Source organism: Pseudomonas sp. Marseille-P9899 (assembly GCF_903166565.1).
GTDB lineage: Bacteria > Pseudomonadota > Gammaproteobacteria > Pseudomonadales > Pseudomonadaceae > Aquipseudomonas > Aquipseudomonas huaxiensis.
Genome location: NZ_CAESCG010000003.1, coordinates 695,653 through 719,075, shown reverse-complemented (window position 1 = coordinate 719,075; position 23,423 = coordinate 695,653). Strand labels below are relative to the sequence as shown.

21 protein-coding genes are annotated in these 23,423 nt (G+C 62.7%); 11 read left to right on the top strand and 10 right to left on the bottom strand.

Annotated features, from left to right (window positions below):
- Positions 1–140 precede the first annotated feature (140 nt).
- On the top strand, positions 141–2,324 hold the full coding sequence (locus tag HWV67_RS19005) for a hypothetical protein (protein WP_175652340.1): 2,184 nt from the start codon (positions 141–143) through the stop codon (positions 2,322–2,324).
- A 190-nt stretch (positions 2,325–2,514) separates the two neighbouring features.
- Here the strand turns inward: HWV67_RS19005 and HWV67_RS19000 are convergent, their stop codons facing one another.
- A complete protein-coding gene (locus HWV67_RS19000) occupies positions 2,515–2,820 on the bottom strand; it encodes a DUF2288 domain-containing protein (protein WP_095154947.1) in 306 nt (101 codons plus the stop codon).
- A gap of 369 nt (positions 2,821–3,189) precedes the next feature.
- Between HWV67_RS19000 and HWV67_RS18995 the strand changes: the two genes are divergently transcribed.
- From HWV67_RS18995 to HWV67_RS18965, 7 genes are all read left to right on the top strand, one after another.
- Positions 3,190–4,317 carry a branched-chain amino acid ABC transporter substrate-binding protein gene (locus HWV67_RS18995; protein ID WP_095154946.1) on the top strand — a complete coding sequence of 376 codons (1,128 nt, stop codon included), beginning with the start codon at positions 3,190–3,192 and terminating at the stop codon, positions 4,315–4,317.
- A 228-nt stretch (positions 4,318–4,545) separates the two neighbouring features.
- Complete coding sequence (gene livH / locus HWV67_RS18990; protein WP_095154945.1) at positions 4,546–5,469, top strand: high-affinity branched-chain amino acid ABC transporter permease LivH; 924 nt, start codon at positions 4,546–4,548, stop codon at positions 5,467–5,469.
- Positions 5,466–6,722 (top strand): high-affinity branched-chain amino acid ABC transporter permease LivM, encoded by a 1,257-nt coding sequence (locus HWV67_RS18985; protein WP_095154944.1) that lies wholly within the window; start codon positions 5,466–5,468, stop codon positions 6,720–6,722. The genes livH and HWV67_RS18985 overlap by 4 nt, the downstream gene beginning before the upstream one ends.
- Positions 6,719–7,486, top strand: a complete 768-nt coding sequence (gene livG / locus HWV67_RS18980) for a high-affinity branched-chain amino acid ABC transporter ATP-binding protein LivG (RefSeq protein WP_095154943.1) — start codon at positions 6,719–6,721, stop codon at positions 7,484–7,486. Before HWV67_RS18985 ends, livG begins: the two co-directional genes overlap by 4 nt.
- Positions 7,487–8,188, top strand: a complete 702-nt coding sequence (locus tag HWV67_RS18975) for an ABC transporter ATP-binding protein (protein ID WP_095154942.1) — start codon at positions 7,487–7,489, stop codon at positions 8,186–8,188.
- Between the two features lie 176 nt (positions 8,189–8,364).
- Positions 8,365–9,039: a COG3650 family protein gene (locus tag HWV67_RS18970; RefSeq protein ID WP_110971817.1), complete on the top strand. Its 675-nt coding sequence runs from the start codon at positions 8,365–8,367 to the stop codon at positions 9,037–9,039.
- A gap of 105 nt (positions 9,040–9,144) precedes the next feature.
- On the top strand, positions 9,145–10,761 hold the full coding sequence (locus HWV67_RS18965) for an NAD(P)/FAD-dependent oxidoreductase (RefSeq protein WP_095154940.1): 1,617 nt from the start codon (positions 9,145–9,147) through the stop codon (positions 10,759–10,761).
- 49 nt (positions 10,762–10,810) lie between these two features.
- Here the strand turns inward: HWV67_RS18965 and HWV67_RS18960 are convergent, their stop codons facing one another.
- A complete protein-coding gene (locus HWV67_RS18960; protein WP_095154939.1) occupies positions 10,811–11,905 on the bottom strand; it encodes a PLP-dependent cysteine synthase family protein in 1,095 nt (364 codons plus the stop codon).
- Between the two features lie 265 nt (positions 11,906–12,170).
- Between HWV67_RS18960 and nhaA the strand changes: the two genes are divergently transcribed.
- Positions 12,171–13,352: a Na+/H+ antiporter NhaA gene (gene nhaA / locus HWV67_RS18955; protein WP_175652339.1), complete on the top strand. Its 1,182-nt coding sequence runs from the start codon at positions 12,171–12,173 to the stop codon at positions 13,350–13,352.
- 77 nt (positions 13,353–13,429) lie between these two features.
- Here nhaA and HWV67_RS18950 read toward each other — a convergent pair whose 3' ends face one another.
- Positions 13,430–13,894, bottom strand: coding sequence for a glycine zipper 2TM domain-containing protein (locus HWV67_RS18950; protein ID WP_095154937.1), 465 nt, complete (start codon positions 13,892–13,894; stop codon positions 13,430–13,432).
- A gap of 145 nt (positions 13,895–14,039) precedes the next feature.
- Here HWV67_RS18950 and HWV67_RS18945 point away from each other — a divergent pair, with 145 nt between their 5' ends.
- Entirely contained in the window at positions 14,040–14,276 is a 237-nt protein-coding gene (locus HWV67_RS18945; RefSeq protein ID WP_175652338.1) for a hypothetical protein, read from the top strand.
- Here the strand turns inward: HWV67_RS18945 and pdxH are convergent.
- From pdxH to dinG, 5 genes are all read right to left on the bottom strand, one after another.
- The gene (gene pdxH / locus HWV67_RS18940; RefSeq protein WP_110971822.1) at positions 14,273–14,920 is read right to left on the bottom strand and encodes a pyridoxamine 5'-phosphate oxidase; all 648 of its coding nucleotides are present in this window, start codon (positions 14,918–14,920) and stop codon (positions 14,273–14,275) included. The genes HWV67_RS18945 and pdxH overlap by 4 nt on opposite strands.
- Before the next feature lie 19 nt (positions 14,921–14,939).
- Complete coding sequence (locus tag HWV67_RS18935) at positions 14,940–15,923, bottom strand: OmpA family protein (protein ID WP_175652337.1); 984 nt, start codon at positions 15,921–15,923, stop codon at positions 14,940–14,942.
- Between the two features lie 82 nt (positions 15,924–16,005).
- Positions 16,006–17,151, bottom strand: coding sequence for a serine hydrolase domain-containing protein (locus HWV67_RS18930; RefSeq protein WP_175652336.1), 1,146 nt, complete (start codon positions 17,149–17,151; stop codon positions 16,006–16,008).
- A gap of 106 nt (positions 17,152–17,257) precedes the next feature.
- Positions 17,258–19,522: a beta-galactosidase gene (locus HWV67_RS18925; protein ID WP_175652335.1), complete on the bottom strand. Its 2,265-nt coding sequence runs from the start codon at positions 19,520–19,522 to the stop codon at positions 17,258–17,260.
- Between the two features lie 128 nt (positions 19,523–19,650).
- Positions 19,651–21,795, bottom strand: a complete 2,145-nt coding sequence (gene dinG / locus HWV67_RS18920; protein ID WP_175652334.1) for an ATP-dependent DNA helicase DinG — start codon at positions 21,793–21,795, stop codon at positions 19,651–19,653.
- A 99-nt stretch (positions 21,796–21,894) separates the two neighbouring features.
- On the opposite strand from dinG, the gene HWV67_RS18915 reads away from it, so the two are divergent.
- Positions 21,895–22,359 carry a CopD family protein gene (locus HWV67_RS18915; RefSeq protein ID WP_175652333.1) on the top strand — a complete coding sequence of 155 codons (465 nt, stop codon included), beginning with the start codon at positions 21,895–21,897 and terminating at the stop codon, positions 22,357–22,359.
- A gap of 36 nt (positions 22,360–22,395) precedes the next feature.
- On the opposite strand, the gene HWV67_RS18910 is transcribed toward HWV67_RS18915, so the two are convergent.
- Complete coding sequence (locus HWV67_RS18910; RefSeq protein ID WP_175652332.1) at positions 22,396–23,154, bottom strand: collagen-like triple helix repeat-containing protein; 759 nt, start codon at positions 23,152–23,154, stop codon at positions 22,396–22,398.
- On the bottom strand, positions 23,147–23,422 hold the full coding sequence (locus HWV67_RS18905; RefSeq protein WP_095154928.1) for a DUF1145 domain-containing protein: 276 nt from the start codon (positions 23,420–23,422) through the stop codon (positions 23,147–23,149). The genes HWV67_RS18910 and HWV67_RS18905 overlap by 8 nt, the downstream gene beginning before the upstream one ends.
- Between the last annotated feature and the right edge of the window lies 1 nt (position 23,423).

Below are 23,423 nucleotides of genomic sequence, written 5' to 3'. Positions count from 1 at the left end.
AGGGGAAAACCCCTAGGGTTTATAGGGTAAAACCTGATCGCGTACGCCAGAGACGCGCTGATACAGTCGCGAAACTTATCCAGGGATGGCTGAATGATATCGACTGTTTCACTGCCACCCTCCCAGGCAAACGGCGCAAAATGACCTCCAAGAATACTCCAGCCAACGTGATTTCCGAGCTGCTTGCAGCCACCGCGCCCTCCAATTACGGGGCCCGCAGCTATTACAACCAGCCCACCCTGACGCCACAGCAATACCTCTACTTCACCGAACCAGACACCCAGCGCATCCTCGACAACCTCGACGGCCTGCGCGATCTGGTGTTCCCGCCGAGCCTGCATGTCGAAGACGACAGCCAGTTGCGGCTGGACCAGCAGTTCCCCTCGGTTTGTCTGATTGGCCTTGGCCGCTGCGGCTCGAACATCGCCCTGGATGTCGCCGAACTGGTCTACAACGCCCGCACGTTCTACCTCAACGAATTCAACAACGACGAGCGCACCGGCACCGACCCGAGCTACAACCCGGCGCGCTGGATCCGCAACAACCTGCGCCTGGTCCAGGCCAAGAGCGCCAAGCCGGTGTTCCTGGTCGAACCGCTGGTCATGCTCGGCGACCTGGACAAGGACATCGCCGGCCGCATCCGTTTCTCGCGCAAAGGCGAGAAAAGCGGCTTCCTGCGCGACTACAGCAAAATGAAGATCATGGACCTGTCCGAAGTCCATGCCGGCGGCGCCGGTAACGCGCCGATCCTCGGCCAGTACCTGGCGAAGATCATCCTCAACAAGGAAACCCACCGTTTCTCCAGCGCCGACTGGAAGCTGATCCACTCGTACCTGATCGATTCCTGCGGGATCAAGGCCAACCAGTCGCGGCTGTACTTCTACATTTTCAGCGCCGGCGGCGGTACCGGCTCGGGCATGGCCTCGGAGTTCGGCCTGGCCCAGCAGTTCTCGTACATGAACAAGACGTTCGACACCAAACCGGCCGACGAGCAAGACGGCGAGTCCGGGCACTCGTTCGTCTTCGAGCCGATCTTCACCAGCGGCATTTGCGTGCTGCCGAACATTTCCGACCATCGCAGTGAAATGTCTGAGGCGCTGCACATCAACGCCGGTCGACTGCTGTGCAAATACCTGTCGGAAGAATGGGACTTCTCGTACAACTTCGATAACGAAGACAGCAGCGAAGCCAGCGTCATGGGCCGCATTCGCCCATGGAACGCGATGATGCTGATCTCCAACGACATCATGCGCTACGCCGAAGAAAGCGATGACGGCAACATCCAGAACATCGACGTCAACGCGATGGAGAAGCACGCCAACCAGTACATCTCCCAGCAGATCTTCAACATCCTGACCGCCCAGGCGGTGACCACCGACTACGACCAGAACTACTTCCGTCGCGCCGGCATCGACATCGGCGAAACCATCCGCCTCGACGCCAACGACCTGTTCATGAGCCTGGCCGGCCCGGTGGCTATCGCCTACGCCGAATCGGTCGTGCCGGAAACCCCGACCCAGAGTTCGGAGAAGGGCTTCAAGGTGTTCGAGAAGGAACAGCCGCGACTGGACATCGACGACCTGTTCTTCCGCTCCATCGACCTGCCGCACTTCAACAAGGACACCCAGGCCATCGAGGGCATCAGCCTGCTGCCGATCGAGTCCAAGCGCTATCGCGCGGCCCTGGAGCAATACCGCACGTCCGGCTGCGACGCCGCGGCGCTGCATGACCTGCACTTCTTCAAGAACTGCTCGTCGGTGGTGTCGATCGTTTCGCTGCCCAAGGACTACAAGCTGTCCTACATGGACCTGAACCGGCTCAAGACCCACCTCAACAGCCTGTTCCCCAACACCACCCTCAAGCGCTACGCGCTGGTGATCGGCGCTTCGGCCAACCTGTCGCTGACCACGCTGATCGCCAAGAGCCCGTGCCTGTCGGACGACTTCCTGACCCTGATCGTGGCGTTCATCAAGCGCTGCTTCGCCCGCGCGCCTTATCGCTTCGACGAAACCCTGGACAACGCGATCCTCGACTTCATCACCCAGGAGGAATTCGAGGAGGAGCGCATCGATGAGCTGCTCAACGAATTCGAGAACCCGGCGAAGATCCTCGATACCAACTGGTACGCGATCAAACCGATGTACGAGAAGAAATATCGCGAGTTGATCAACGACAAGAGCAAGTTCGTCTCGATCAACGATATTCGCCTGTCGCGGGAGTGCGTGAAGAAAGCCGTGAAGTATCTGCGCGAGATTTACCGCCACCGGATTGGCAAGACCAAAGTCATTTCGCTCAATTACCACACCGGTAAAGTCGACTACTGAATCGGCGGGAAAACAAAAACGGGGCGCCCATAAAGGCGCCCCGTTTTGTATTTGCCCTGTTTCAAGGCTGGTGACTGTTACCGCCCGCCCGTGATGCGGCAGGACTGTTACCAACGGTCACCTTGCCTGAACAGGCTCGCGCACCAAAATGGACTCGCTGTGCGTTTTCACGCACCAATTCAGCTCGCGATCAGGCGGATTTGCGTTCCTGAATCAGGATGAATGGCGAAACCACCACCGCCCATATCTCTGGATCGCGGCTCTGAAGGTCAAGGGCCTGCTCGGCGGTGACCGCGCCGACAGTGCCAGCATTACGCCACAAGGCCACGCTTTCGGCACGATTCTCGGCCATTGCCTGTGCGACTTCGATCAGGTCGACGGTAGGCTCGACCCAAATCAGGTCACCCTTCGCCCAAAAACGCTCCAAGGCTTTCCACTCGATTACCGCCGTCTCACCGAGCAATTTGGCATAGAGGGTGCTTGGTTCATCTGTCATGGGTTCCACCAAAAATAATCCGGCTTGAGTAAAGCCCGGTATTTTTGCAGAAAAACCCAGTTTCAAATAAGTAATTGATCGACGGATACAGCAAAGCCAAGTGTTTCCGGGCAATACCGGAACAATAAAAGACGCTTTTTTGTAACTTTATGTCGATCAGGCGACACCCTCGGTTTTTGCCTCGGCGCGCCTGCTTTTCAAGCGAGGAAGCAGCGCTCTACACTGTACCGGTACAGTTGCCAGGGCATTCACCGGGGGCGATTCCGGAAGATCAGGCTCGCGGTACGGCGTAGCCGCACCGGGATCTGGTCAGGTCCTCTGCCTTGGCGCTTAGGACTATAAAAATTACAACAGAATGAGTGGAGCACTATGAGTAAGGCTACCAAGCAAATTTCCAAGTTGTTTGCCGCAATGGTTCTGGCCGGCGTCGCCAGCCATTCGTTTGCAGCCGACACCATCAAGATCGGCATCGCCGGCCCGAAAACCGGTCCGGTCACTCAATACGGTGACATGCAGTTCCTCGGTGCAAAACAGGCCATCAAAGACATCAACGCCAAGGGCGGCGTCGATGGCAAGATGCTCGAAGCCAAGGAGTACGACGACGCTTGCGACCCTAAACAAGCCGTGGCCGTTGCCAACAAAGTGGTCAACGATGGCGTCAAGTACGTGATCGGTCACCTCTGCTCCAGCTCCACCCAGCCAGCGTCCGACATCTATGAAGACGAAGGCGTGATCATGATTACCCCGGCCGCTACCAGCCCGGAAATCACCGCTCGTGGCTACAAGCTGATCTTCCGCACCATCGGTCTGGACAGCGCCCAGGGCCCGGCTGCCGGCAACTACATCGCCGACCACGTCAAGCCGAAAGTCGTCGCAGTCCTGCACGACAAGCAACAGTACGGTGAAGGCATCGCCACCGCGGTCAAGGAAACTCTGGAGAAGAAAGGCACCAAGGTTGCCGTCTTCGAAGGCCTGAACGCCGGCGACAAGGACTTCTCCTCGATCATCCAGAAGCTCAAGCAAAACAACGTCGACTTCGTTTACTACGGCGGCTACCACCCAGAGCTGGGCCTGATCCTGCGCCAAGCCCAGGAAAAAGGCCTGAAAGCCAAGTTCATGGGTCCGGAAGGCGTCGGCAACGACTCCATCTCGCAAATCGCCCAGAACGCTTCCGAAGGCCTGCTGGTTACCCTGCCGAAGTCGTTCGACACCGACCCTGCGAACAAGGCCATCTCCGACGCCATCAAGGCTGACGGCAAGGATCCAAGCGGTCCGTTCGTGTTCCCGGCCTACTCCGCAGTCGAACTGATCGCCGAAGGTATCAAGGCAGCCAAGAGCGAAGACACCGACAAGGTGGCAGCCGCCATCCACGCCGGCACCTTCAAGACTCCGACCGGCGACCTGTCGTACGACGCCAAGGGCGACCTGAAGGACTTCAAATTCGTGGTCTACGAATGGCATTTCGGCAAACCGAAAACCGAAGTTTCCCCTCAGTAACACTGTTTGATACATGACCGAAAAGCCCACTGTGCGAGCAGTGGGCTTTGTTTTACGAGGTTCATGGACCTGTTTCCCGCGATCCGGGATCGGGTTCACCTGAAAATCTTAAAACCGTCACCAGCGGTTCCCTGGCAGTTGCGCGCGCCGAAGTGGCTATAGACCACAAGGCCGTGCCGGGTACAAACCCACCAGAGAAATGCGTATCAGGTTTTTAGGAGCGCTGTAATGCCTGAGATCTATCACTTCTTCCAACAGCTGGTTAATGGCCTGACCATTGGCAGCACCTATGCCTTGATAGCCATTGGCTACACAATGGTTTACGGCATCATTGGAATGATCAACTTCGCCCATGGCGAGGTGTACATGATTGGTTCCTACGTGGCCTTCATCGTCCTTGCCGGACTGGCCATGATGGGTATCCACTCACTGCCGTTGCTGATGACCGCCGCGTTTGTCGCGACGATCCTCGTTACCAGTGCTTATGGCTACAGTATCGAACGGGTCGCCTACCGGCCGTTGCGTAACAGCAACCGCCTGATCCCGCTGATTTCCGCCATCGGCATGTCGATTTTCCTGCAGAACACCGTACTGCTTTCCCAGGATTCCAAGGACAAGTCCATTCCCAACCTGATCCCGGGGAGCATCTCCTTCGGCCCGGGCGGCGCGGAAGAAGTCCTGATTTCCTACATGCAGATCCTGGTCTTCGTGGTCACCCTGATCGCCATGACCGGCCTGACCCTGTTCATCTCCCGCTCCCGTCTGGGCCGGGCCTGCCGGGCCTGTGCCGAAGACATCAAGATGGCCAACCTGCTGGGTATCAACACCAACAACATCATCGCCCTGACTTTCGTCATCGGCGCCGCACTGGCGGCCGTCGCGGCCGTATTGCTGAGCATGCAGTACGGCGTGATCAACCCCAACGCCGGCTTCCTGGTGGGCCTGAAAGCCTTCACCGCGGCAGTCCTCGGCGGCATCGGCAGCATTCCGGGCGCCATGCTCGGTGGCCTGGTGCTGGGTGTGGCCGAAGCCTTCGGCGCTGACATCTTCGGCGACCAGTACAAGGACGTCGTGGCGTTCGGCCTGCTGGTTCTCGTTCTGTTGTTCCGGCCGACTGGCATCCTGGGCCGTCCGGAGGTTGAGAAAGTATGAACAGACATCTCAAATCGGCGTTTTTCAGCGCCCTGCTGGTCTGGGCCGTGGCATTCCCGGTACTGGGCCTGAAGCTCAGCATTGCCGGCATCAACCTCGAAGTGCATGGCCAGGGTCCCTTCACCCTCGGTGTCATCGCCCTGTGCTCGGTGCTGATGTTCCTGCGCGTGCTGTTCGACAAGCAATGGAGCGCGGCGATGAAGTCCCGTCGCGACGGTCCGTTGATCCCCGCCAATGTCAGCAACTACCTGACCCTGCCGAAGACCCAGCGCTACATCATCCTCGGCCTGATCGTGGTCGCCCTGGTCTGGCCGTTCTTCGGCTCGCGCGGCGCGGTCGACATCGCCACCCTGATCCTGATCTACGTCATGCTCGGCCTCGGCCTGAACATCGTGGTCGGCCTGGCGGGCCTGCTCGACCTGGGTTACGTCGGCTTCTACGCCGTCGGCGCCTACAGCTACGCAATGCTGTCGCACTACTTCGGCCTGAGCTTCTGGGTCTGCCTGCCGATCGCCGGCCTGATGGCTGCCACCTTCGGCTTCCTGCTGGGCTTCCCGGTGCTGCGCCTGCGCGGTGACTACCTGGCCATCGTGACCCTCGGCTTCGGTGAGATCATCCGCCTGTTCCTGCGTAACCTCACCGAGTGGACCGGCGGCCCCAACGGCATCAGCAACATCGAGAAACCGACCTTCTTCGGCCTGACGTTCGAACGCAAGGCCGCCGAAGGCATGCAGACCTTCCACGAGTTCTTCGGGCTGGAATACAACTCGATCAACAAGGTGATCTTCCTCTACCTGGTCGCGCTGCTGCTGGCCCTGGTAGCGCTGTTCGTCATCAATCGCCTGCTGCGCATGCCGATCGGCCGTGCCTGGGAAGCGCTGCGTGAAGACGAAATCGCCTGCCGTGCGCTGGGCCTGAATCCGACCGTGATCAAGCTGTCGGCCTTCACCCTGGGTGCCTGCTTCGCCGGCTTCGCGGGTAGCTTCTTCGCCGCTCGCCAAGGGCTGGTGACACCGGAATCCTTCACCTTCATCGAATCGGCGATCATCCTCGCCATCGTCGTGCTCGGTGGCATGGGCTCGCAACTGGGCGTGATTCTCGCGGCCATTGTGATGATCCTGCTGCCTGAGCTGATGCGCGACTTCAGCGAGTACCGCATGCTGATGTTCGGCGCCCTGATGGTATTGATGATGATCTGGCGTCCGCAGGGCCTGCTGCCTATGCAACGTCCTCATATGGAGCTGCGTCGATGAGCCGCGAAATTCTGAAAGTCAGCGGCCTGAGCATGCGCTTCGGCGGCTTGTTGGCGGTCAACGGCGTCGCCCTCACCGTCAAGGAAAAACAGGTGGTTGCCCTGATCGGGCCGAACGGCGCCGGCAAGACCACCGTGTTCAACTGCCTGACCGGCTTCTACAAGCCAAGCGGCGGCACCATCCTGCTCGATGGCCAGCCGATCCAGGGCCTGGCCGGCCACCAGATCGCCCGCAAGGGCGTGGTGCGGACCTTCCAGAACGTGCGCCTGTTCAAGGAAATGACCGCGCTGGAAAACCTGCTGATCGCCCAGCACCGCCACCTCAACACCAACTTCTTCGCGGGCCTGTTCAAGACCCCGGCGTTCCGCCGCAGCGAGAAGGAAGCAATGGAGCGGGCCCAGTACTGGCTGGACAAGGTCAACCTGACCGAGTTCGCCAACCGCACCGCCGGCACCCTGGCCTATGGTCAGCAGCGCCGCCTGGAAATCGCCCGCTGCATGATGACCCAACCGCGGATCATCATGCTCGACGAGCCTGCGGCCGGCCTCAACCCGAAGGAAACCGACGACCTCAAGGCACTGATCGGCTACCTGCGCGAGTCCCACAACGTCACCGTGCTGCTGATCGAGCACGACATGAAACTGGTCATGAGCATTTCCGACCATATCGTCGTGATCAACCAGGGCACTCCGCTGGCCGACGGCACGCCGGAGCAAATCCGTGACAACCCTGATGTGATCAAAGCCTACCTGGGGGAAGCGTAAATGCTGCAGTTCGAAAACGTTTCCACCTTCTACGGCAAGATCCAGGCGCTGCACGACGTCAACGTGGAAATCCGCCAGGGCGAGATCGTCACCCTGATCGGGGCCAACGGCGCCGGCAAGTCGACCCTGCTGATGACCCTTTGCGGTTCGCCGCAAGCCCACAGCGGCAGCATCCGCTACCTGGGTGAAGAACTGGTCGGCCAGAGTTCCTCGCACATCATGCGCAAGAGCATTGCCGTAGTGCCGGAAGGCCGTCGGGTGTTCTCGCGACTGACCGTCGAGGAAAACCTGGCCATGGGCGGTTTCTTCACCGACAAGGGCGACTACCAGGCGCAGATGGACAAGGTCCTGCAACTGTTCCCGCGCCTCAAGGAGCGCTTCAGCCAGCGTGGCGGCACCATGTCCGGCGGCGAGCAGCAGATGCTGGCCATCGGTCGTGCACTGATGAGCAAGCCCAAGCTGCTGTTGCTCGACGAACCGTCGCTGGGCCTGGCGCCGATCATCATCCAGCAGATCTTCGACATCATCGAACAGTTGCGCCGTGATGGCGTGACGGTGTTCCTGGTGGAGCAGAACGCCAACCAGGCGCTGAAAATCGCTGACCGCGCCTATGTGCTGGAAAACGGCCGGGTGGTGATGCAGGGCACGGGTGAAGCGCTGTTGACCGATCCGAAGGTGCGCGACGCCTACCTCGGCGGTTGATCGTTCAGCGTTTTGGGGCTGCTTTGCAGTCCTTCGCGACGGTTCGGCGCCCCGCCGAGCTCGCGAAGGGCCGCAAAGCGGCTCCAAGCATTTTCTGACGCAACTTCACTTGTGATCCCACGTCGCCCTGCGTACCGTTGAAAGCTTTTCTGGTCGAGATCCCGGAGTTTTCCTCGATGCGTATCGCTCATTCCCTGTTGGTCGCCGCCCTGCTGCCGCTGTTCGCCGGTTGCCAGTTGCTGGCCGACCAGCCGGAACCCGTCTCCACCGCCGGCATGACCCGCCTGCAAGGTGAACTCAGCGCCGCCAATGGCCAGTTGCTGTTCAAGCCCTGCACCGAAAGCCGCCGCTTCGTCATCAAGGACACCGGCAACACCAGCCTGTTGCAGGAGGCCGTAGCCCTCGCCAACACGCCCGGAGCACTGTTCGCCGACATTCGCGGCACCCTCGCCGGCAGCCAGAGCACCGGCGCCGACGGCCAATTCAATGTGCACCAGGTCTACCGTGTCGAACACGCCGCCAACGCCTGCAGCGACCCGAACTTCAAACGCCTGACCCTGCGCGCCTTCGGCCACGAGCCGGACTGGAACCTGAACATCAGCGGCAAGGGCATGGTCCTCGACCGTCCGGGTCAGCCGCCCTTGGCGCTGCCGTACCTGGAAGAGCAGTTGCCGGAAGGCCGCATCAACCTGAGCACCGAGGCCAACGGGCAGAAGATCGACCTGTGGCTCGCCCCGCAACGTTGCGTCGACAGCGCCACCGGCGGCATCAGCCACCTCAGCGCGCAATTGCGCCTGGACGGCAAGACCCTGAACGGCTGCGCCTACTACGGCGGCTCGCGCAACGACTGACAGCCGGCGCGCATTCAACCTGAGTGCTCGCGCGGTGAAACCTTTATACTCGGCGGTTTGTGTAAAGCCGCCGGCCCCTCCATGGCCGGGATACTGGACCCTGTCATGCTACGAATTACCGAACTGAAGCTGCCGCTGGATCACCCCGACGAAGCCCTGCGCGACGCTATCGTGCAACGCCTGGGCATCAGCGACGACCAGTTGCTGGACTTCACCATCTTCAAGCGCAGCTACGATGCGCGCAAGAAGAACACCGAACTGCTGTTCATCTACGCCATCGACCTGAATGTCCGTGATGAAGCAGCCGTACTGAGCAAGTTCGCCGACGATCACAACATCGGCATCGCTCCCGACGTCACCTACAAACCCGTGGGACCAGCCCCCGAGGGTGGCCTTGCCGAGCGTCCGATCGTGGTCGGTTTCGGCCCCTGCGGTATTTTCGCCGGCCTGATCCTGGCCCAGGCCGGGCTGCGCCCGATCATCCTCGAGCGCGGCAAGGAAGTTCGCCAGCGCACCAAGGACACCTGGGGCCTGTGGCGTAAAAGCGAGCTCAACCCGGAGTCCAACGTCCAGTTTGGCGAGGGCGGCGCCGGTACGTTCTCCGACGGCAAGCTGTACAGCCAGATCAAGGACCCGAAACACTACGGCCGCAAGGTCCTGCACGAGTTCGTCAAGGCCGGCGCGCCGGACGAGATTCTCTACGTCAACAAGCCGCACATCGGCACCTTCCGCCTGACCGGCATGGTCGAGAACATCCGCGAGGAAATCGGCGCGCTGGGCGGCGAAGTACGCTTCGAACACAAGGTCACCGACCTGGTGATGGACGACGGTCAACTGACCGGCGTGGTCCTGCAGAACGGCGAAACGCTGCATTCGCGCCATGTGGTCCTGGCCCTCGGCCACAGCGCCCGCGACACCTTCCGCATGCTGCACAGCCGCGGCGTATACATGGAAGCCAAGCCGTTCTCCATCGGTTTCCGCATCGAGCACCCGCAATCGCTGATCGATCAGGCTCGCCTGGGCAAATACGCCGGTCACCCGAAACTCGGCGCCGCCGATTACAAACTGGTGTACCACGCCAAGAACGGCCGCTCGGTCTACAGCTTCTGCATGTGCCCAGGCGGCACCGTGGTTGCCGCCACCAGCGAACCGGGCCGGGTCGTCACCAACGGCATGAGCCAGTACTCGCGCAACGAACGTAACGCCAACTCGGGCATCGTCGTCGGCATCACCCCCGAGCAGGATTACCCGGGCGGCCCGCTGGCAGGCATCGAGTTGCAGGAACGCCTGGAATCCCTCGCCTACGTCCTGGGCGGCAGCAACTACCAGGCGCCGGCGCAACTGGTCGGCGATTTCGTCGCCGGTCGTCCGTCCAAGGCCTTGGGCAGCGTCGAACCGTCCTACAAGCCGGGCATCAACCTTGGCGACCTGGCCCCGAGCCTGCCGGACTTCGCCATCGAAGCCATCCGCGAGGCCCTGCCGGCCTTCGACCGCCAGATCAAGGGCTACAACCTGCCGGATGCGGTACTGACCGGCATCGAGACGCGCACCTCGTCGCCGCTGCGGATTACCCGCGACGAAACGCTGCAAAGCCTGAATCTGAAAGGGCTGTTCCCGGCCGGTGAAGGTGCAGGCTATGCGGGCGGGATTCTCTCGGCCGGTGTCGACGGGATCCGCATCGCCGAGGCCGTGACCCGCAGCATGCTGGGGCTGACCGAGTAATCACGCCTGACGCGACGGTTCGGGGTGCCGAGCCGTCGCGACAAGCGAGTCAAATCCCTTCGCGCAAGACCGTCTCGGGCAGCGCTTCGCCCCGCTCGACACACCCTGCCACCACCTCGATCAACGCCTCCAGTTGATAGCCCTGCGCCTTCAACCACTGCTCGTCGTAGTAGGTCGTCGCGTAGCGTTCGCCGCTGTCGCAGAGAATCGCCACGATCGATCCCGCCTCGTCTGCCGACTTCATCTGCAATGCTGCCTGCAACGCCCCGATCAGGTTGGTCCCGCTGGAGCCACCGACCCGCCGCCCCAGCCGGCGCGCCAGGTAATGCATGGCCGCCAGCGACAAGGCGTCCGGCACTTTGACCATCGCATCGATCACCGCCGGCAAGAACGACGCCTCGACCCTCGGCCGGCCAATGCCTTCGATGCGCGACCCACAGTCCAGCCGCAGGTCGCGGTCACCGGTGCGGTAGCAATCGAAAAACACCGACCGCTCGGCATCGGCGCACAACACTCGGGTGGCGTGGCGCCGATAGCGCACATAACGCCCCAGTGTCGCGGTGGTGCCGCCCGTACCGGGGCTGGAAACCAGCCAGCTTGGCTCGGCATGCCGCTCGAAACGCAATTGACTGAAGATCGACTCGGCGATGTTGTTGTTCGCCCGCCAGTCGGTGGCGCGCTCGGCATAGGTGAACTGGTCCATGAAGTGCCCGCCGCTTTCCCGCGCCAAGCGCTCGGACTCGGCGTAGATCTGCGTCGGATCTTTCACCAGATGCGGCTGCCCACCGTAGAACTCGATCTGGGCGATCTTCTCCCGCGAGGTCGTCGCGGGCATCACGGCAATGAAGGGCAGACCGAGCAAGCGGGCGAAGTAGGCTTCGGAAATCGCCGTCGAACCGCTGGAAGCCTCGATGACCGGGGCTCCGGGCCGCAACCAGCCGTTGCACAGCGCATACAGAAACAGCGACCGCGCCAGCCGATGCTTGAGGCTGCCGGTGGGATGGCTGGATTCGTCCTTGAAATACAGGTCGACCTCGGGAAAGCCGGCCATCGGCAACGGAATCAAGTGCGTGTCGGCGCTGCGCTGGAAATCGGCCTCGATGATGCGGATGGCTTCGCGGGCCCAGGTGCGGTCATGGCTCATAGGGGGTTCTCAAGCGAAAGGACTACAGCACGCTAACACAGGATGTGAAGCGCTTTAAAAATCACAAGCGCGCCTCAAATTACAAATCCGGTTTAACCAACTACCGTCCACATAAGCCGATTCCGACATGCCAATCGGAAAACATCGACGAAACTGAAACGGTCGAAATTACTTATAACAAAAAAGAATATAGTTTTTATTTTAATGAATAACACAAAGGGTTAGGGTGGCCGGCCTTTTGCACATTTGATGGGAGGAAGCGATCTTGCCTCTTCGTAGCACATTCACTCGTTTCTTTCAGTTGGAAGCCGCCAGTGGCCTGTTGTTGATCGCTGCCGCGGTCCTGGCCCTGATCATCAACAATTCCCCGCTTTCCTGGTTGTACAGCGGGCTGCTGGAAGTCCCGGTGGCCGTCCAGATTGGCGCGTTGAACATCGCCAAGCCGCTGCTGCTGTGGATCAACGACGGCCTGATGGCGCTGTTCTTCCTGCTGATCGGCCTGGAGGTCAAGCGCGAGGTGTTGGAAGGACAACTGTCCAAACCTTCGCAGGTGGTACTGCCCGCCGCTGCCGCAGTGGGCGGCATGGTAGTGCCGGCGCTGATCTACTGGTTCCTCAACCGGGACAACCCCGCCGCCGTCGCGGGCTGGGCGATTCCTACCGCGACCGACATCGCCTTCGCGCTTGGCGTGCTGGCCCTGCTGGGCAAGCGGGTACCGGCCTCGCTCAAGCTGTTCCTGATGACCCTGGCGATCATCGACGACCTCGGCGCCATCATCATCATTGCGCTGTTCTACTCCGGCTCGCTGTCCAGCCTTTCGCTGATGCTGGCCGCCGCCTGCCTACTGGTGCTGATTGCGATGAACCGGCTGGGGGTGGTCAAACTCGGTCCGTACATGGTGGTCGGCCTGATCCTCTGGGTCTGTGTGCTGAAAAGCGGCGTTCACGCGACCCTGGCCGGGGTCACCCTGGCGCTGTGCATTCCACTGCGCACCCGCAATGCCGAGACCTCGCCGCTGCGCAGCCTTGAACATGCCCTGCACCCTTGGGTCGCATACGGCATCCTGCCGTTGTTCGCCTTTGCCAATGCCGGCGTGTCGCTGACCGGCGTGACCCTGGAAAGCTTCACCCACACCGTGCCCATGGGCATCGCCCTCGGCCTGCTGGCGGGCAAGACCATCGGCGTGTTCGGCCTGACCTGGATCGCCATCAAGCTCGGCATGGCCGCCCTGCCCAGCGGCGCCAACTGGGGACAGGTCCTCGGCGTGGCGATTCTCTGTGGCATCGGCTTCACCATGAGCCTGTTTGTCGGCTCGCTGGCCTTCATGCCCGGTAGCAGCGAGTACGCTGGCATGGACCGAATGGGCATCCTCACCGGTTCGCTGTTTGCCGCGCTGATCGGCTACGGCATCACAGCCCTGTGCAGCCGCAAGGCCCAGGCGAGCTGATCCACGGCTTTTCAGCCAGCAATAAAAAACCCCGAACGGCGCGCCGTGTCGGGGTTTTGTCTTTCTGGCGTTGCCGATCAGTGGGTGACGCGGCTGGTGCCGTCGACGGTCACGATACGCACGCGCTCGCCGACCCGGAAAATCTCGTTCTCCTGAACCTGCTGTACATAGGCGCGCATGCTGCCATCATCCTCGCGAACGGTGACTTCCACACCTTGGGTACGGGTCAGCCCTTCTTCGGCGGCAGAACCGGCCAAGCCGCCGGCGACCGCACCGATCACTGCGGCGACGATGCTGCCGCGACCGCCACCGATGGCGCTACCGGCGACACCACCGACCACCGCACCGGCGCCACCGCCGATCGGGGTTTTGGTGCCTTCGATCTTCACAGGGCGCAGGGACTCGATGGTACCCATGCGCACGGTCTGGACGCGGCGTGCCTCGTCCCGAGAGTAGGAGTCGCCGGACAGGTTGGAGGCACATCCCCCCAGCAGCAGCGACATCGTGGTGAACGATGCAACCAGCAGAACAGACTTACGCATAGGATCATCTCCTTAAGACAGGTGCTCATTAGACTCCGCACATTGACGACTGTCACGACACGCACCGGATAAAATTGCTTCCATTCAGCTTGGGTACAGGCAGCACACCTGGAACTGTCAGAAGGCTCGGTTAACAAGGATAGACATGGATTACTTCATCATCGCCGTCACCACCGTGGCCGGCCTGTATTTTCACGGTTGGCTGTACGTGCGGATCAGGCGCTGGACCGACCGGGACCTGGCCCTGTCGTTTGCGGGGAAGGACGAGCAGAAACGCGAATTCATGCTCCAGCGGCTCGAAGCGGCCAAGGCGCAGAAGGTCAAACGGAAGGAGTTGGCGGCCTGGCTGGAACGCGAGGCCGCCGGATACAGCGCAGCTTAAGGCGCCAGCCGCTCACGCAGCCAGGCGCCCTGCTCCAGGCGATAGTTGAGGCGATCGTGCAGACGGCTCGGACGGCCCTGCCAGAACTCGATGCGCTCCGGCAACAGGCGGTAGCCACCCCAGTGCTCGGGGCACTGCGGCTGGCTGTCGCTGAAACGCTGTTCGGTCGCCTTGAGCAGCGCCTCAAGCTCGCCACGATCGGCGATCACCCGGCTCTGCGGTGAAGCCCAGGCGCCCAGGCGGCTACCCAGCGGGCGCACCTGGTAATAGGCATCGGACTCTTGCGGCGAGACCTTCACCACCTTCCCTTCGATACGCACCTGGCGCTCCAGCGTCGGCCAGAAGAAGGTCATGGCCGCGTACGGATTGGCCAGCAAATGCTGACCCTTGGCGCTCTCGTAGTTGGTGAAGAAGGTGAAGCCCTGCTCGTCCAGGCCCTTGAGCAGGAGAATGCGGCAATGCGGACGGCCGTGCTCGTCCACGGTTGCCACGGTCATGGCATTGGCTTCCACCGGGGCCTGTTCGGTTTTCACCGCGTCGGCGAACCATTGGTGAAACAGCGCAAAGGGCTCGCTCGGGGCCTGGGCTTCAGCCAGGCCGTCGCGGGTGTAGTCACGGCGCATATCTGCCAGCGTCTGAGTCATCTACAGCGTTCCTTGAGGATCAGTTGGTCTTCGCAGGGCTGTTGGCCGCAACCTTCTTGGCTGCGGGCTCGGCTTTTTTCGCAGCCGGTTTGGCTGGTGCAGCTTTCTTCTTGGCCGCGGTGTCTTTCACCGGGGCGGCTTTCTTGGCAGGCGCCGCTTTGGCCGGGGCTTTGGCAGCAGCCTTGGCGGCTGGCTTGGCCGCAGGTGCCTTGACCGCAGGTTTGGCATCCTGGACAGCGACCAGCGCAGCCGGGCTTGGGGTTGGCTGCTGGTACTTGGCAAGCAGCGCCACCATGGTGGCTTGCGGGGTCAGGATCATTTCCACACGACGGTTCAGCGAACGGCCCTGCAGGCTGTCGTTGGCTGCCCGTGGCGCCACCGAACCGAGGCCGCGCAGGCCCAGGCGATCACGCTGCAGGCCGCTGAGGCGGAAGATCGCCGCCACCGACTGGGCGCGCTCCTGGCTCAGCTTCTGGTTGGCCGCGGCGGCGCCGCTGCTGTCGGCATGGCCGAGGACCAGGACGGCAGTCTTGGTGTCGGTTTCAACGATCTTGGCGATCCGGGTGATCGGGCCGAGGGTGACCGGCAGCAGCATGGCCGGACGATCCGGGTTGTAGCCGCTGTCCACCGGCAAGATCACCACCAGCACGTCTTCACGGCGCTCCAGTTCCAGCTTGCTGTCCTTGACCGCCTCGCGCAGGCGCGGCTCGTAAGCGTCCAGCCAGGCCTGGGTGGCCTTCACGTCAATCTTCGGTACCGCCGCCGCTGCGACCTCTTTTTCTTCGCTACCACCAAAAGGCCACCACCAACTGCCGCCTTCGGACTTGGCTTCGGACTTGACGACTTTCTCGGTCACGGCTGCCTTCACTTCCTGATCGGCGACCTTGTCCGAGCCAAACGGCCACCAGCTGTGACCGCTGTCGGCGGCGTCTTTCTGGGGGTTCTGGGCGCAACCGGTGATGGCCAGGCACAGGGCAAGAGCTAAGGTTTTATGTGAAGACATCAGCGATACACCATGAAAATGAAAGAAAAAATACGTGGAATGCAGAATAGCCAACCGGCCCCGTGAGTACAGGGCCAACCGATCAAAGGCACGCTTTCAGGACCCGCACCAGTTTTTGCGCACGGGGGTCCATGAGGATGTAGGGGCCGAGGGTATTGGTGACGAAGCCGAAGGCAACGTCGTGCTCAGGGTCAGCGAAACCGACCGAGCCGCCCGCGCCCGGATGCCCGAACGCACGGGCGCCGAGGCCAAACGTCGCGTTGGCCACCGTCGGCTGGTCAAGCATGCAGCCCAGGCCGAAACGGGTGCGGGTGAGCAGGGTCTTGTCTTCACCCAGGCTGTGTTCGCGGGTCAGTTCGTCGAGCAGTTCGGATTCCAGCAGGCTGCCATCGAGCAGCCCGGCGTAGAAGCCGGCCAGACTGCGGGCGTTGCCGTGACCGTTCGCCGCCGGCTGCTGCATGCGCCGCCACTCGGGTTTGTTGGTGCTGGTGAGGATTGCCGGCGGGTTGGTGAAGGCCCGGGTCGACAGGGCCTGCGGCTCGCGCATGGTGACCTGAAGCAAGCGCTGCGCCGCTTCGTCGCCGAGGTTGCCCTTGCCGCGAGCGATATGGGCGACACGGTGGAATTCCTCGTCGGCCAGGCCGATATGAAAATCCAGCCCCAAGGGTTTTGCCGTACGCGCAACGATCGACTCGCCCGGGCCCCGGCCATCGGCGCGGCGAATCAGCTCACCCACCAGCCAGCCATAGGTGATCGCGGCGTAGCCATGCGCACTGCCCGGCGTCCACCACGGCGCTTCAGCGGCCAGGGTGTCGACCATGGTTTGCCAGTTGTAGAGGGCTTCGGCGGGGAGCAGTTCGCGGATCGCCGGCAGGCCGGCCTGGTGGCAGAGCAAGTGGCGCAGGGTTACCGACTCTTTGCCGGCCTGGGCGAACTCGGGCCAGTAGCGCGCAACCGGCGCGTCGAGTTGCAGCTTGCCCTCGCCCACCAGTTGCAACGCGGTGACCGCGGCAAAGGTCTTGGTGCAGGAGAACAGGTTGGCGATGGTGTCGCTGTGCCAGGCCTCCTGGCCGTCCTTGTCGGCGCTGCCGGCCCACAGGTCGAGGACTGTTTCGCCACCGATCTGGATGCACAACGCCGCACCGCGCTCCTGGGGATCGTCGAAGAGAGCCGCGAAGGCCTCGCGTACCGCTTCGAACTTCAGTTCGAAATGACCCTGAATCTGCACCCGACGACTCCTGCACAACCTGCCTGAAAAGTGGCGTGCATTGTTTCAGCACGGAGCGGATTTGGGAACAGACACGGGTCAGACGGCGACATCATTCATCTAAGGTTCAGGGTTTGCCGGGCTCGCTCGCCGGTTGCCGGGCCGGTGCACTGCCGACGATCTCTTTCTCCACCTGCAGGTTGGCCTTGCGCACCTGTTCGACGAAGCCCTGGAACGGCACGTCGGTGATGCCGACCAGGCCGAAGTGGCCGTTTTCGCCATCGAGCAGACGTCCGCTGGCCGGCTGGTCGGCGAACTGGAACCAGTGCGCGCCGACAATGCTCGGCTCGGACAGCGCCGCCTTGAGGAACGCCGTGTAGGCCGGGCCGCGATCTTCCTCGCGGGCGACTTCCATCGGCCCCGGCCAGAACGGTCCGCGGTCGCGGGAACCGAAGTGGAACTCGGAGACCAGCACCGGCTTGTCCAGCGCCCGCAACTGGGCGAAGTCGTAGCCGTCCTGAGGTTTCGGGGTATAGAAGTTGAAGCTCAGCACATCACAGTATTGGGCGCAGGCCGCCACGGCCTCCGGAGTGGTAACGGCGAAGCGGCCGCCCAGCAGCAGTTGGTTCGGCGCATGCCACTTCAGTGCATCGGAGATGGTCTTGAAATAAGCGTCGGCGAAGGTGCGCTGGAAATGCTTGAAGTCCGCTTCGATTTCCGGGTGTTCGGCGCTTGGCAGCGGCGGCTCGAAGCCTGGGTCTTCCATCAGTTCCCAGGCGCTCAACTCGATGCCCCAGGCCTTGGACAGGCCTTCCTGGTTACGGTACTTGTCGCGCAGTTGCTTGAGGAAGGCACGCTTGGCCGGCACGTCGGTGGTCAGGCGCAAGGTGCCATAGGCCAGGCCATAGCGCGACTTGGGATCGTCTCCCGGCGCGGCCCAGGCCAGTTCGTTGTCGGCGAAGTAGCCGATCAGCCACGGATCATCGCGGTGATCGCGGGCGGCAATGGCCACCGCACGTTCGGTGGCCATGGCGAAACGCGGGTCGAACGGGTCGGGCATCGCGCCCCACCAGTCCATGCCGGTGCTGATGCTGGCGTAATCGCCGACGATCGCCAGCGGCAAGGTGTAAGGCAGACGCTGGGCATGGCCCAGGTCGGGGTCGCTCCAGTTGCCGAGGGTGTTGAAGCCCCAGGCCTGCAAACGGTCGAGGGCCTGGGCCTGCCAGCGTCCGGCATCGAAGGCGGTTGGCGGGCACGGCGCGGCGGGCGTATGGCCGGTGGCTGCGGCTGGCGTGCAAGGTTTGCCGTAGCTGCGCTCGAGGTTGGCGGCATAGAAGTCGAACCAGCGGCCCTGGTTGAAATTGCGTCCTTTGGACGAGGCATTGCCGTCGTTGTTGTTGCCGTCACCGTAGAAGGCCGCCAATGGCGAATCCGCCGCCGGCAGCCCGCTGAACATCGCTTCACGCCCGGCGACATAAGTGCGCCCGGGTTCAGCGTTCACCGCGTTGACGCCCAGCGAATAGAACGGATGCCCCTCCGGCGTAACCAGGTACCAGCGACCATCACGTTTGACCGTGCGGAAGAAGCCCTTGGCATCGAAGGTCTGCCCGCCGGTCCAGCCGCCGAAGCGGTCCAGCGGCTGCTTCTGGCGTTCGGCCAGCCAGGTCTTGAGTTGTTGCTGCTCTTTGGCGGCCGCGCTGCGCAGTTGCTCGTCGCTGCTGACCTTTTCCGGCCAGCGACCCCGGCTGAACTGGCCATAGCCATCGATCAACTGGCTGTACGCTGCCTGCTGCTGGCGGTCGTCGTCCTGCACGTTGATGCGCTCGATCAACACGCTCTGGGCGACATTCGGCTGGTTCATCGACAGGGTGACGGAGGTGACCTGGCTCAGGTCCAGCTCGCCAGCACTGCCGGTCAGGATCAGACGCTGACCTTCGAAGGTCCAGGGCATCGGCGGGCCGGCGCGCATGCCCTGGCTCAGCGGCGAACTGGCCTGGAGCGGGATCAGCACGGTCTGCGCCGGGCCGGCTGGCAGGTGGATGCGGCTGGTGAGGGTTTTGCCGTCGGCGCTCTGGATGGTCACGTTGACCGTCAGGGCCCAGTCCATCCCGCTTTGCAGGCGCAGGGTCAGGGCCTTTTGCGCGGACCAGTCCCAGACGCCAGTCTGCGGACTCATGCGCAGGTTGGGGCGCTGCACCGGATTGAACACCACTCGGCGCAGCACTTCGCCTTCGGCCGTCTGCTCAGCGTTGTACTGCGGCAGGCTGGCCTCCTCGGTCGCCACATTTACCACGGAGGTGGGGCGCACAAAGTTGAACAGCGTCTGCTGCGCGGCCAACAGTGGCGGGCAGAACATCAGCGCGAAAACGGCGGGAAGGGTACGGCGCAACATGGGGCTCGAGTTCTCCTTGAAGGACCCTTGCGGGTCTTGGGTCCGGTGAATAGACAGCGAGAAATACAAAAGATTTTCAGCGCCTGATCGCTGCGGCCTGGCGGGACGCCGAAGCGCAGCGATTGGGCTCAGGAAATTTCCCGACGAAACGGCGGCAGCGCGTTAAGAATAGCCTTGCCGTAGCGTTGGGTGACCACGCGGCGGTCAAGCAGGGTGATGATTCCGCGGTCCTCTTCGGTCCGCAGCAGGCGACCGCAGGCCTGGATCAGTTTCAGCGACGCATCCGGTACGGCGATTTCCATGAACGGGTTGCCGCCGCGCGCCTCGATCCATTCGGCCAACGCCGCTTCCACCGGGTCATCCGGCACGGCGAAGGGGATCTTGGCGATCACCACGTGCTCGCAATAGGCACCCGGCAGGTCGACCCCTTCGGCGAAACTGGCGAGACCGAACAGCACGCTGGGATCACCACCATCGACCCGTGCCTTGTGCTTGTTCAAGGTTTCCTGCTTGGACAGGTTGCCCTGGATAAACACCTGTTTGCGCCAGTCGCGGTCCAGGCCGTCGAACACGTCCTGCATCTGTTTGCGCGAGGAGAACAGCACCAGCGAACCCCGCGAACCTTCCACCAGTTCCGGCAGATCGCGAATGATCGCTGCGGTGTGAGCGGCAGCGTCTCGCGGGTCGGCGCGCAGGTCCGGCACGCGCAGCACGCCGGCATCGGTGTGGTGGAACGGGCTTGGCACCACCGTGGTGACCGCCGCCCGCGGCAAACCGGAACGCATGCGGAAACGGTCGAAGGTGCCCAGCGCGGTGAGTGTCGCCGAGGTCACCAGGGCGCCGTGGGCGACGCTCCACAGGTTGCGGCGGAGCATCTCGGCAGCCAGGATCGGGCTCGCGTTGACTTCGATGTCGAACAGCGCGCCGCTCTCGGCCAACGTCAGCCAGCGCGCCATTGGCGGGCTGTCTTCCGGGTCTTCGGCGGTGAAGGCGGTCCACAGTTCCCAGTTGCCCTGGGCGCGGGTCAACAAGGTGCCGAACAGCGGGTACCACTCCTCGGCCTGGTGGCTGGCGATGCCAATATTGACCTCGCCGTCCATGCCTTCCTTGAGCAGGTCGGTAAGACGGGAGAACAAGTCGTTGAGACGGGAAAAGCCCTTCTTCAGTTCGATGCCGATCTCACGGATATGCTCCGGAATCACGCCACCAACGAAGCGATGCCGAGGCCGCTCGCGGCCTTCGATGTCTTCGCTGGGACGGAAGTCGGCAACCTGCTCGCAGGCGCTGAACATGAATTGCTGCTGGTTCTTGATCTCCCGGGCCAGCTCCGGCACCTGCTCGATGAACTTGCCAAGGTCGCCCGGCAGCGGGTTCTGGGCCAGCAACTTGGTCAGGTTCTTCGCGGTCTGCTCCAGCCAGTCGGCGGTGGAGCGCAGGCGGCTGTAATGGGCGAAGTGGCCGATGGCCTTGTCCGGCAGGTGATGGCCTTCGTCGAACACGTAGATGGTGTCACGCGGATCGGGCAATACCGCGCCGCCGCCCAGGGCCAGGTCGGCGAGGACCATGTCGTGGTTGGTGACGATCACATCGACCTTGCCCATGCCCTCGCGCGCCTTATAGAAGGTGCACTGGCCGAAGTTGGGGCAGTGGCGGCCGGTGCACTGGCTGTGGTCGGTGGTGACCCGCATCCAGTCCTTGTCTTCCAGGGCCATGGGCCAACTGTCGCGATCACCGTCCCAGCGGTTGCCGGCGAGCTTCTCGATCATGCTGTTGAACAGCTTCTGGCTGACTTCATCGACCTCGATCTTGAAGCCTTCTTCCTCGAACAACTGCGCCGTGGCGCTCTGCGCGTGGCCTTCCTGCAACAGCAGGTCGAGCTTGGACAGGCACAGGTAGCGGCCGCGCCCCTTGGCCAGGGCGAAGCTGAAGTTCAGGCCGCTGTTGCGCATCAGGTCGGGCAGGTCCTTGAAGACGATCTGCTCTTGCAGGGCGACGGTTGCCGTGGCGATCACCAGGCGCTTGCCGGCGGCTTTGGCCGCGGGGATCGACGCCAGGCTGTAGGCCACGGTCTTGCCGGTACCGGTGCCGGCCTCGACCGCCACCACGGCCGGGTCGCCAGAGCGCCGACCTTCGTCGTCGCAGTCGATGTCGCCGAGCACCTTCGCCACTTCGGCGATCATCAGGCGCTGGCCATAACGCGGTTTGAGGCTCTTGGCTTCGAGAAAACGGGAGTAGGCGCCCTGAATCTGGGACTTGAGTTCGGTACTGATCATGGTCTCGGGGCGCCCAAAAAGGCTGGATAAATTTTCAGTGTTTCGAGTGGGCCGGCTATCATACCCCGCTATTGCCCTTTGCGCCGAATGGAGTGCCCGATGACCGCCTACGCCCTTCCCTACAGCCTGCATGTCCTGGCCGCCATGGTCTGGGTCGGCGGCATGTTCTTCGCCTGGATGATCCTGCGCCCGGCGGCCGCCACAGTCCTCGAAGGCCCGCCCCGGCTGCAGTTGTGGCTGGAAGTGTTTCCGCGTTTTTTCAGTTGGGTGTGGATCGCCGTGCTGGTCCTGGCGGTCAGTGGCGCGGGCATGCTGCACATGCACTATTCCGGCTTCGACCATGCGCCGCGCCATGTGCAGGTGATGATGGGGGGTGCCATCGCCATGTTCGCCCTGTTCATGCGAGTGCAGAGTCTGTTGCTGCCTGAGCTGCGCAAGGCCGTCGAGGCTGGCGACTGGGCAGCAGGCGCCGGTGTGATGGGTCGCATCCGGCGCATGGTGGGGATCAATCTGTTGCTGGGGATTGCGGTAATCGTGGTGGCGGCGTCGCGGTTGTCGTTCTGAGGGCCGCGCCAACGCCGCCGCCCTCAACACCACGCGTTACAGGCGCTGCACACTCAACTCGCCCGGCGACCCGGCCAGCCCAGGCTGGCCTGCGGCACCGGGACGACCATCGGCACCGCCATCGGTGCGATAGACCAGGCAGCCCTTGCTCGCCCCGCCCTGCCCCGGTTTGCCCGCGACACCCGGCGCACCGGGCGCCCCGCCGTCCAGACGCACCTTGATCTGCTCTGCCGGATAATCCGCCGGCAGGCTCAGGCGCACCCGGCCACCGGGAGCACCGTCATGACCATTGCCGCCGTTGTCACCATTGGCGCCACGGCTGGCCTGGCCCCAGGTGCAGCCACCGGCCTTGCCGTTGGCGCCATCGAGGCCGACAAAGCCCGGCGCACCGGTGCCGCCGCGGGCATCGATGGACAGCAGCGGTGCCTGCAAGCGATTCAGCCGCAGGTCCAGATTGCGGCCTGACTGTGCCGGCTTTTCATACGTCCCCGGCGCGCCATGGGCGGCGATCTGGCTGCCTTCGGCGAGCTGCGCGCTGCCGGCTTCGATACGCAGGGTGTCCTGGGCCGGCACCACGGCAATTCGTGCATCGCGGCCGAGGGTCAGTTGATCGACTTTCAGCTCCACCAGACTGGACGGCAACAGCAAGGTGGCGGAATCCGCCACATCGAGGCGCTCCAGGTGAACGACACTGGCCTTGTTTGCCAGACGCAGCACCGAATGCGGTGCAACGCTCAGGGCATCGGCCATGCTCAGCGGGCTGAACAACGCGGTCAACAGCATCAGCTTACGCATGCTTGGCTTCCTTGGGAGGTGCGGGGATGGAGAGGATATGGAAGATGCCCACCAGCAGAATCTGCAGGCGGTCGAACCAGCGGTGGCTGCGCTGGCGCAGGCGACCGTTGAAGAACAGGATTTCGAGCAGATGAAGCCCCAGCAGTGAGGCGCCGGCCAGGTTGATCAACTGGTGGAACGGCGGTTGCGCGGGAATCAGCAGATTCACCAGCACCACCCACCAGAACACCACTGTCAGCGCCTTGAACAAGCCGAGAAAGCCTTTCATA

Coding starts and splice junctions, on each gene's coding strand:
- HWV67_RS19005 (WP_175652340.1), top strand. CDS start 141: ATGACCTCCAAGAATACTCCAGCCAACGTGATTTCCGAGCTGCTTGCA.
- HWV67_RS19000 (WP_095154947.1), bottom strand. CDS start 2,820: ATGACAGATGAACCAAGCACCCTCTATGCCAAATTGCTCGGTGAGACG.
- HWV67_RS18995 (WP_095154946.1), top strand. CDS start 3,190: ATGAGTAAGGCTACCAAGCAAATTTCCAAGTTGTTTGCCGCAATGGTT.
- livH (WP_095154945.1), top strand. CDS start 4,546: ATGCCTGAGATCTATCACTTCTTCCAACAGCTGGTTAATGGCCTGACC.
- HWV67_RS18985 (WP_095154944.1), top strand. CDS start 5,466: ATGAACAGACATCTCAAATCGGCGTTTTTCAGCGCCCTGCTGGTCTGG.
- livG (WP_095154943.1), top strand. CDS start 6,719: ATGAGCCGCGAAATTCTGAAAGTCAGCGGCCTGAGCATGCGCTTCGGC.
- HWV67_RS18975 (WP_095154942.1), top strand. CDS start 7,487: ATGCTGCAGTTCGAAAACGTTTCCACCTTCTACGGCAAGATCCAGGCG.
- HWV67_RS18970 (WP_110971817.1), top strand. CDS start 8,365: ATGCGTATCGCTCATTCCCTGTTGGTCGCCGCCCTGCTGCCGCTGTTC.
- HWV67_RS18965 (WP_095154940.1), top strand. CDS start 9,145: ATGCTACGAATTACCGAACTGAAGCTGCCGCTGGATCACCCCGACGAA.
- HWV67_RS18960 (WP_095154939.1), bottom strand. CDS start 11,905: ATGAGCCATGACCGCACCTGGGCCCGCGAAGCCATCCGCATCATCGAG.
- HWV67_RS18950 (WP_095154937.1), bottom strand. CDS start 13,894: ATGCGTAAGTCTGTTCTGCTGGTTGCATCGTTCACCACGATGTCGCTG.
- HWV67_RS18945 (WP_175652338.1), top strand. CDS start 14,040: ATGGATTACTTCATCATCGCCGTCACCACCGTGGCCGGCCTGTATTTT.
- pdxH (WP_110971822.1), bottom strand. CDS start 14,920: ATGACTCAGACGCTGGCAGATATGCGCCGTGACTACACCCGCGACGGC.
- HWV67_RS18935 (WP_175652337.1), bottom strand. CDS start 15,923: ATGTCTTCACATAAAACCTTAGCTCTTGCCCTGTGCCTGGCCATCACC.
- HWV67_RS18925 (WP_175652335.1), bottom strand. CDS start 19,522: ATGTTGCGCCGTACCCTTCCCGCCGTTTTCGCGCTGATGTTCTGCCCG.
- dinG (WP_175652334.1), bottom strand. CDS start 21,795: ATGATCAGTACCGAACTCAAGTCCCAGATTCAGGGCGCCTACTCCCGT.
- HWV67_RS18915 (WP_175652333.1), top strand. CDS start 21,895: ATGACCGCCTACGCCCTTCCCTACAGCCTGCATGTCCTGGCCGCCATG.
- HWV67_RS18910 (WP_175652332.1), bottom strand. CDS start 23,154: ATGCGTAAGCTGATGCTGTTGACCGCGTTGTTCAGCCCGCTGAGCATG.
- HWV67_RS18905 (WP_095154928.1), bottom strand. CDS start 23,422: ATGAAAGGCTTTCTCGGCTTGTTCAAGGCGCTGACAGTGGTGTTCTGG.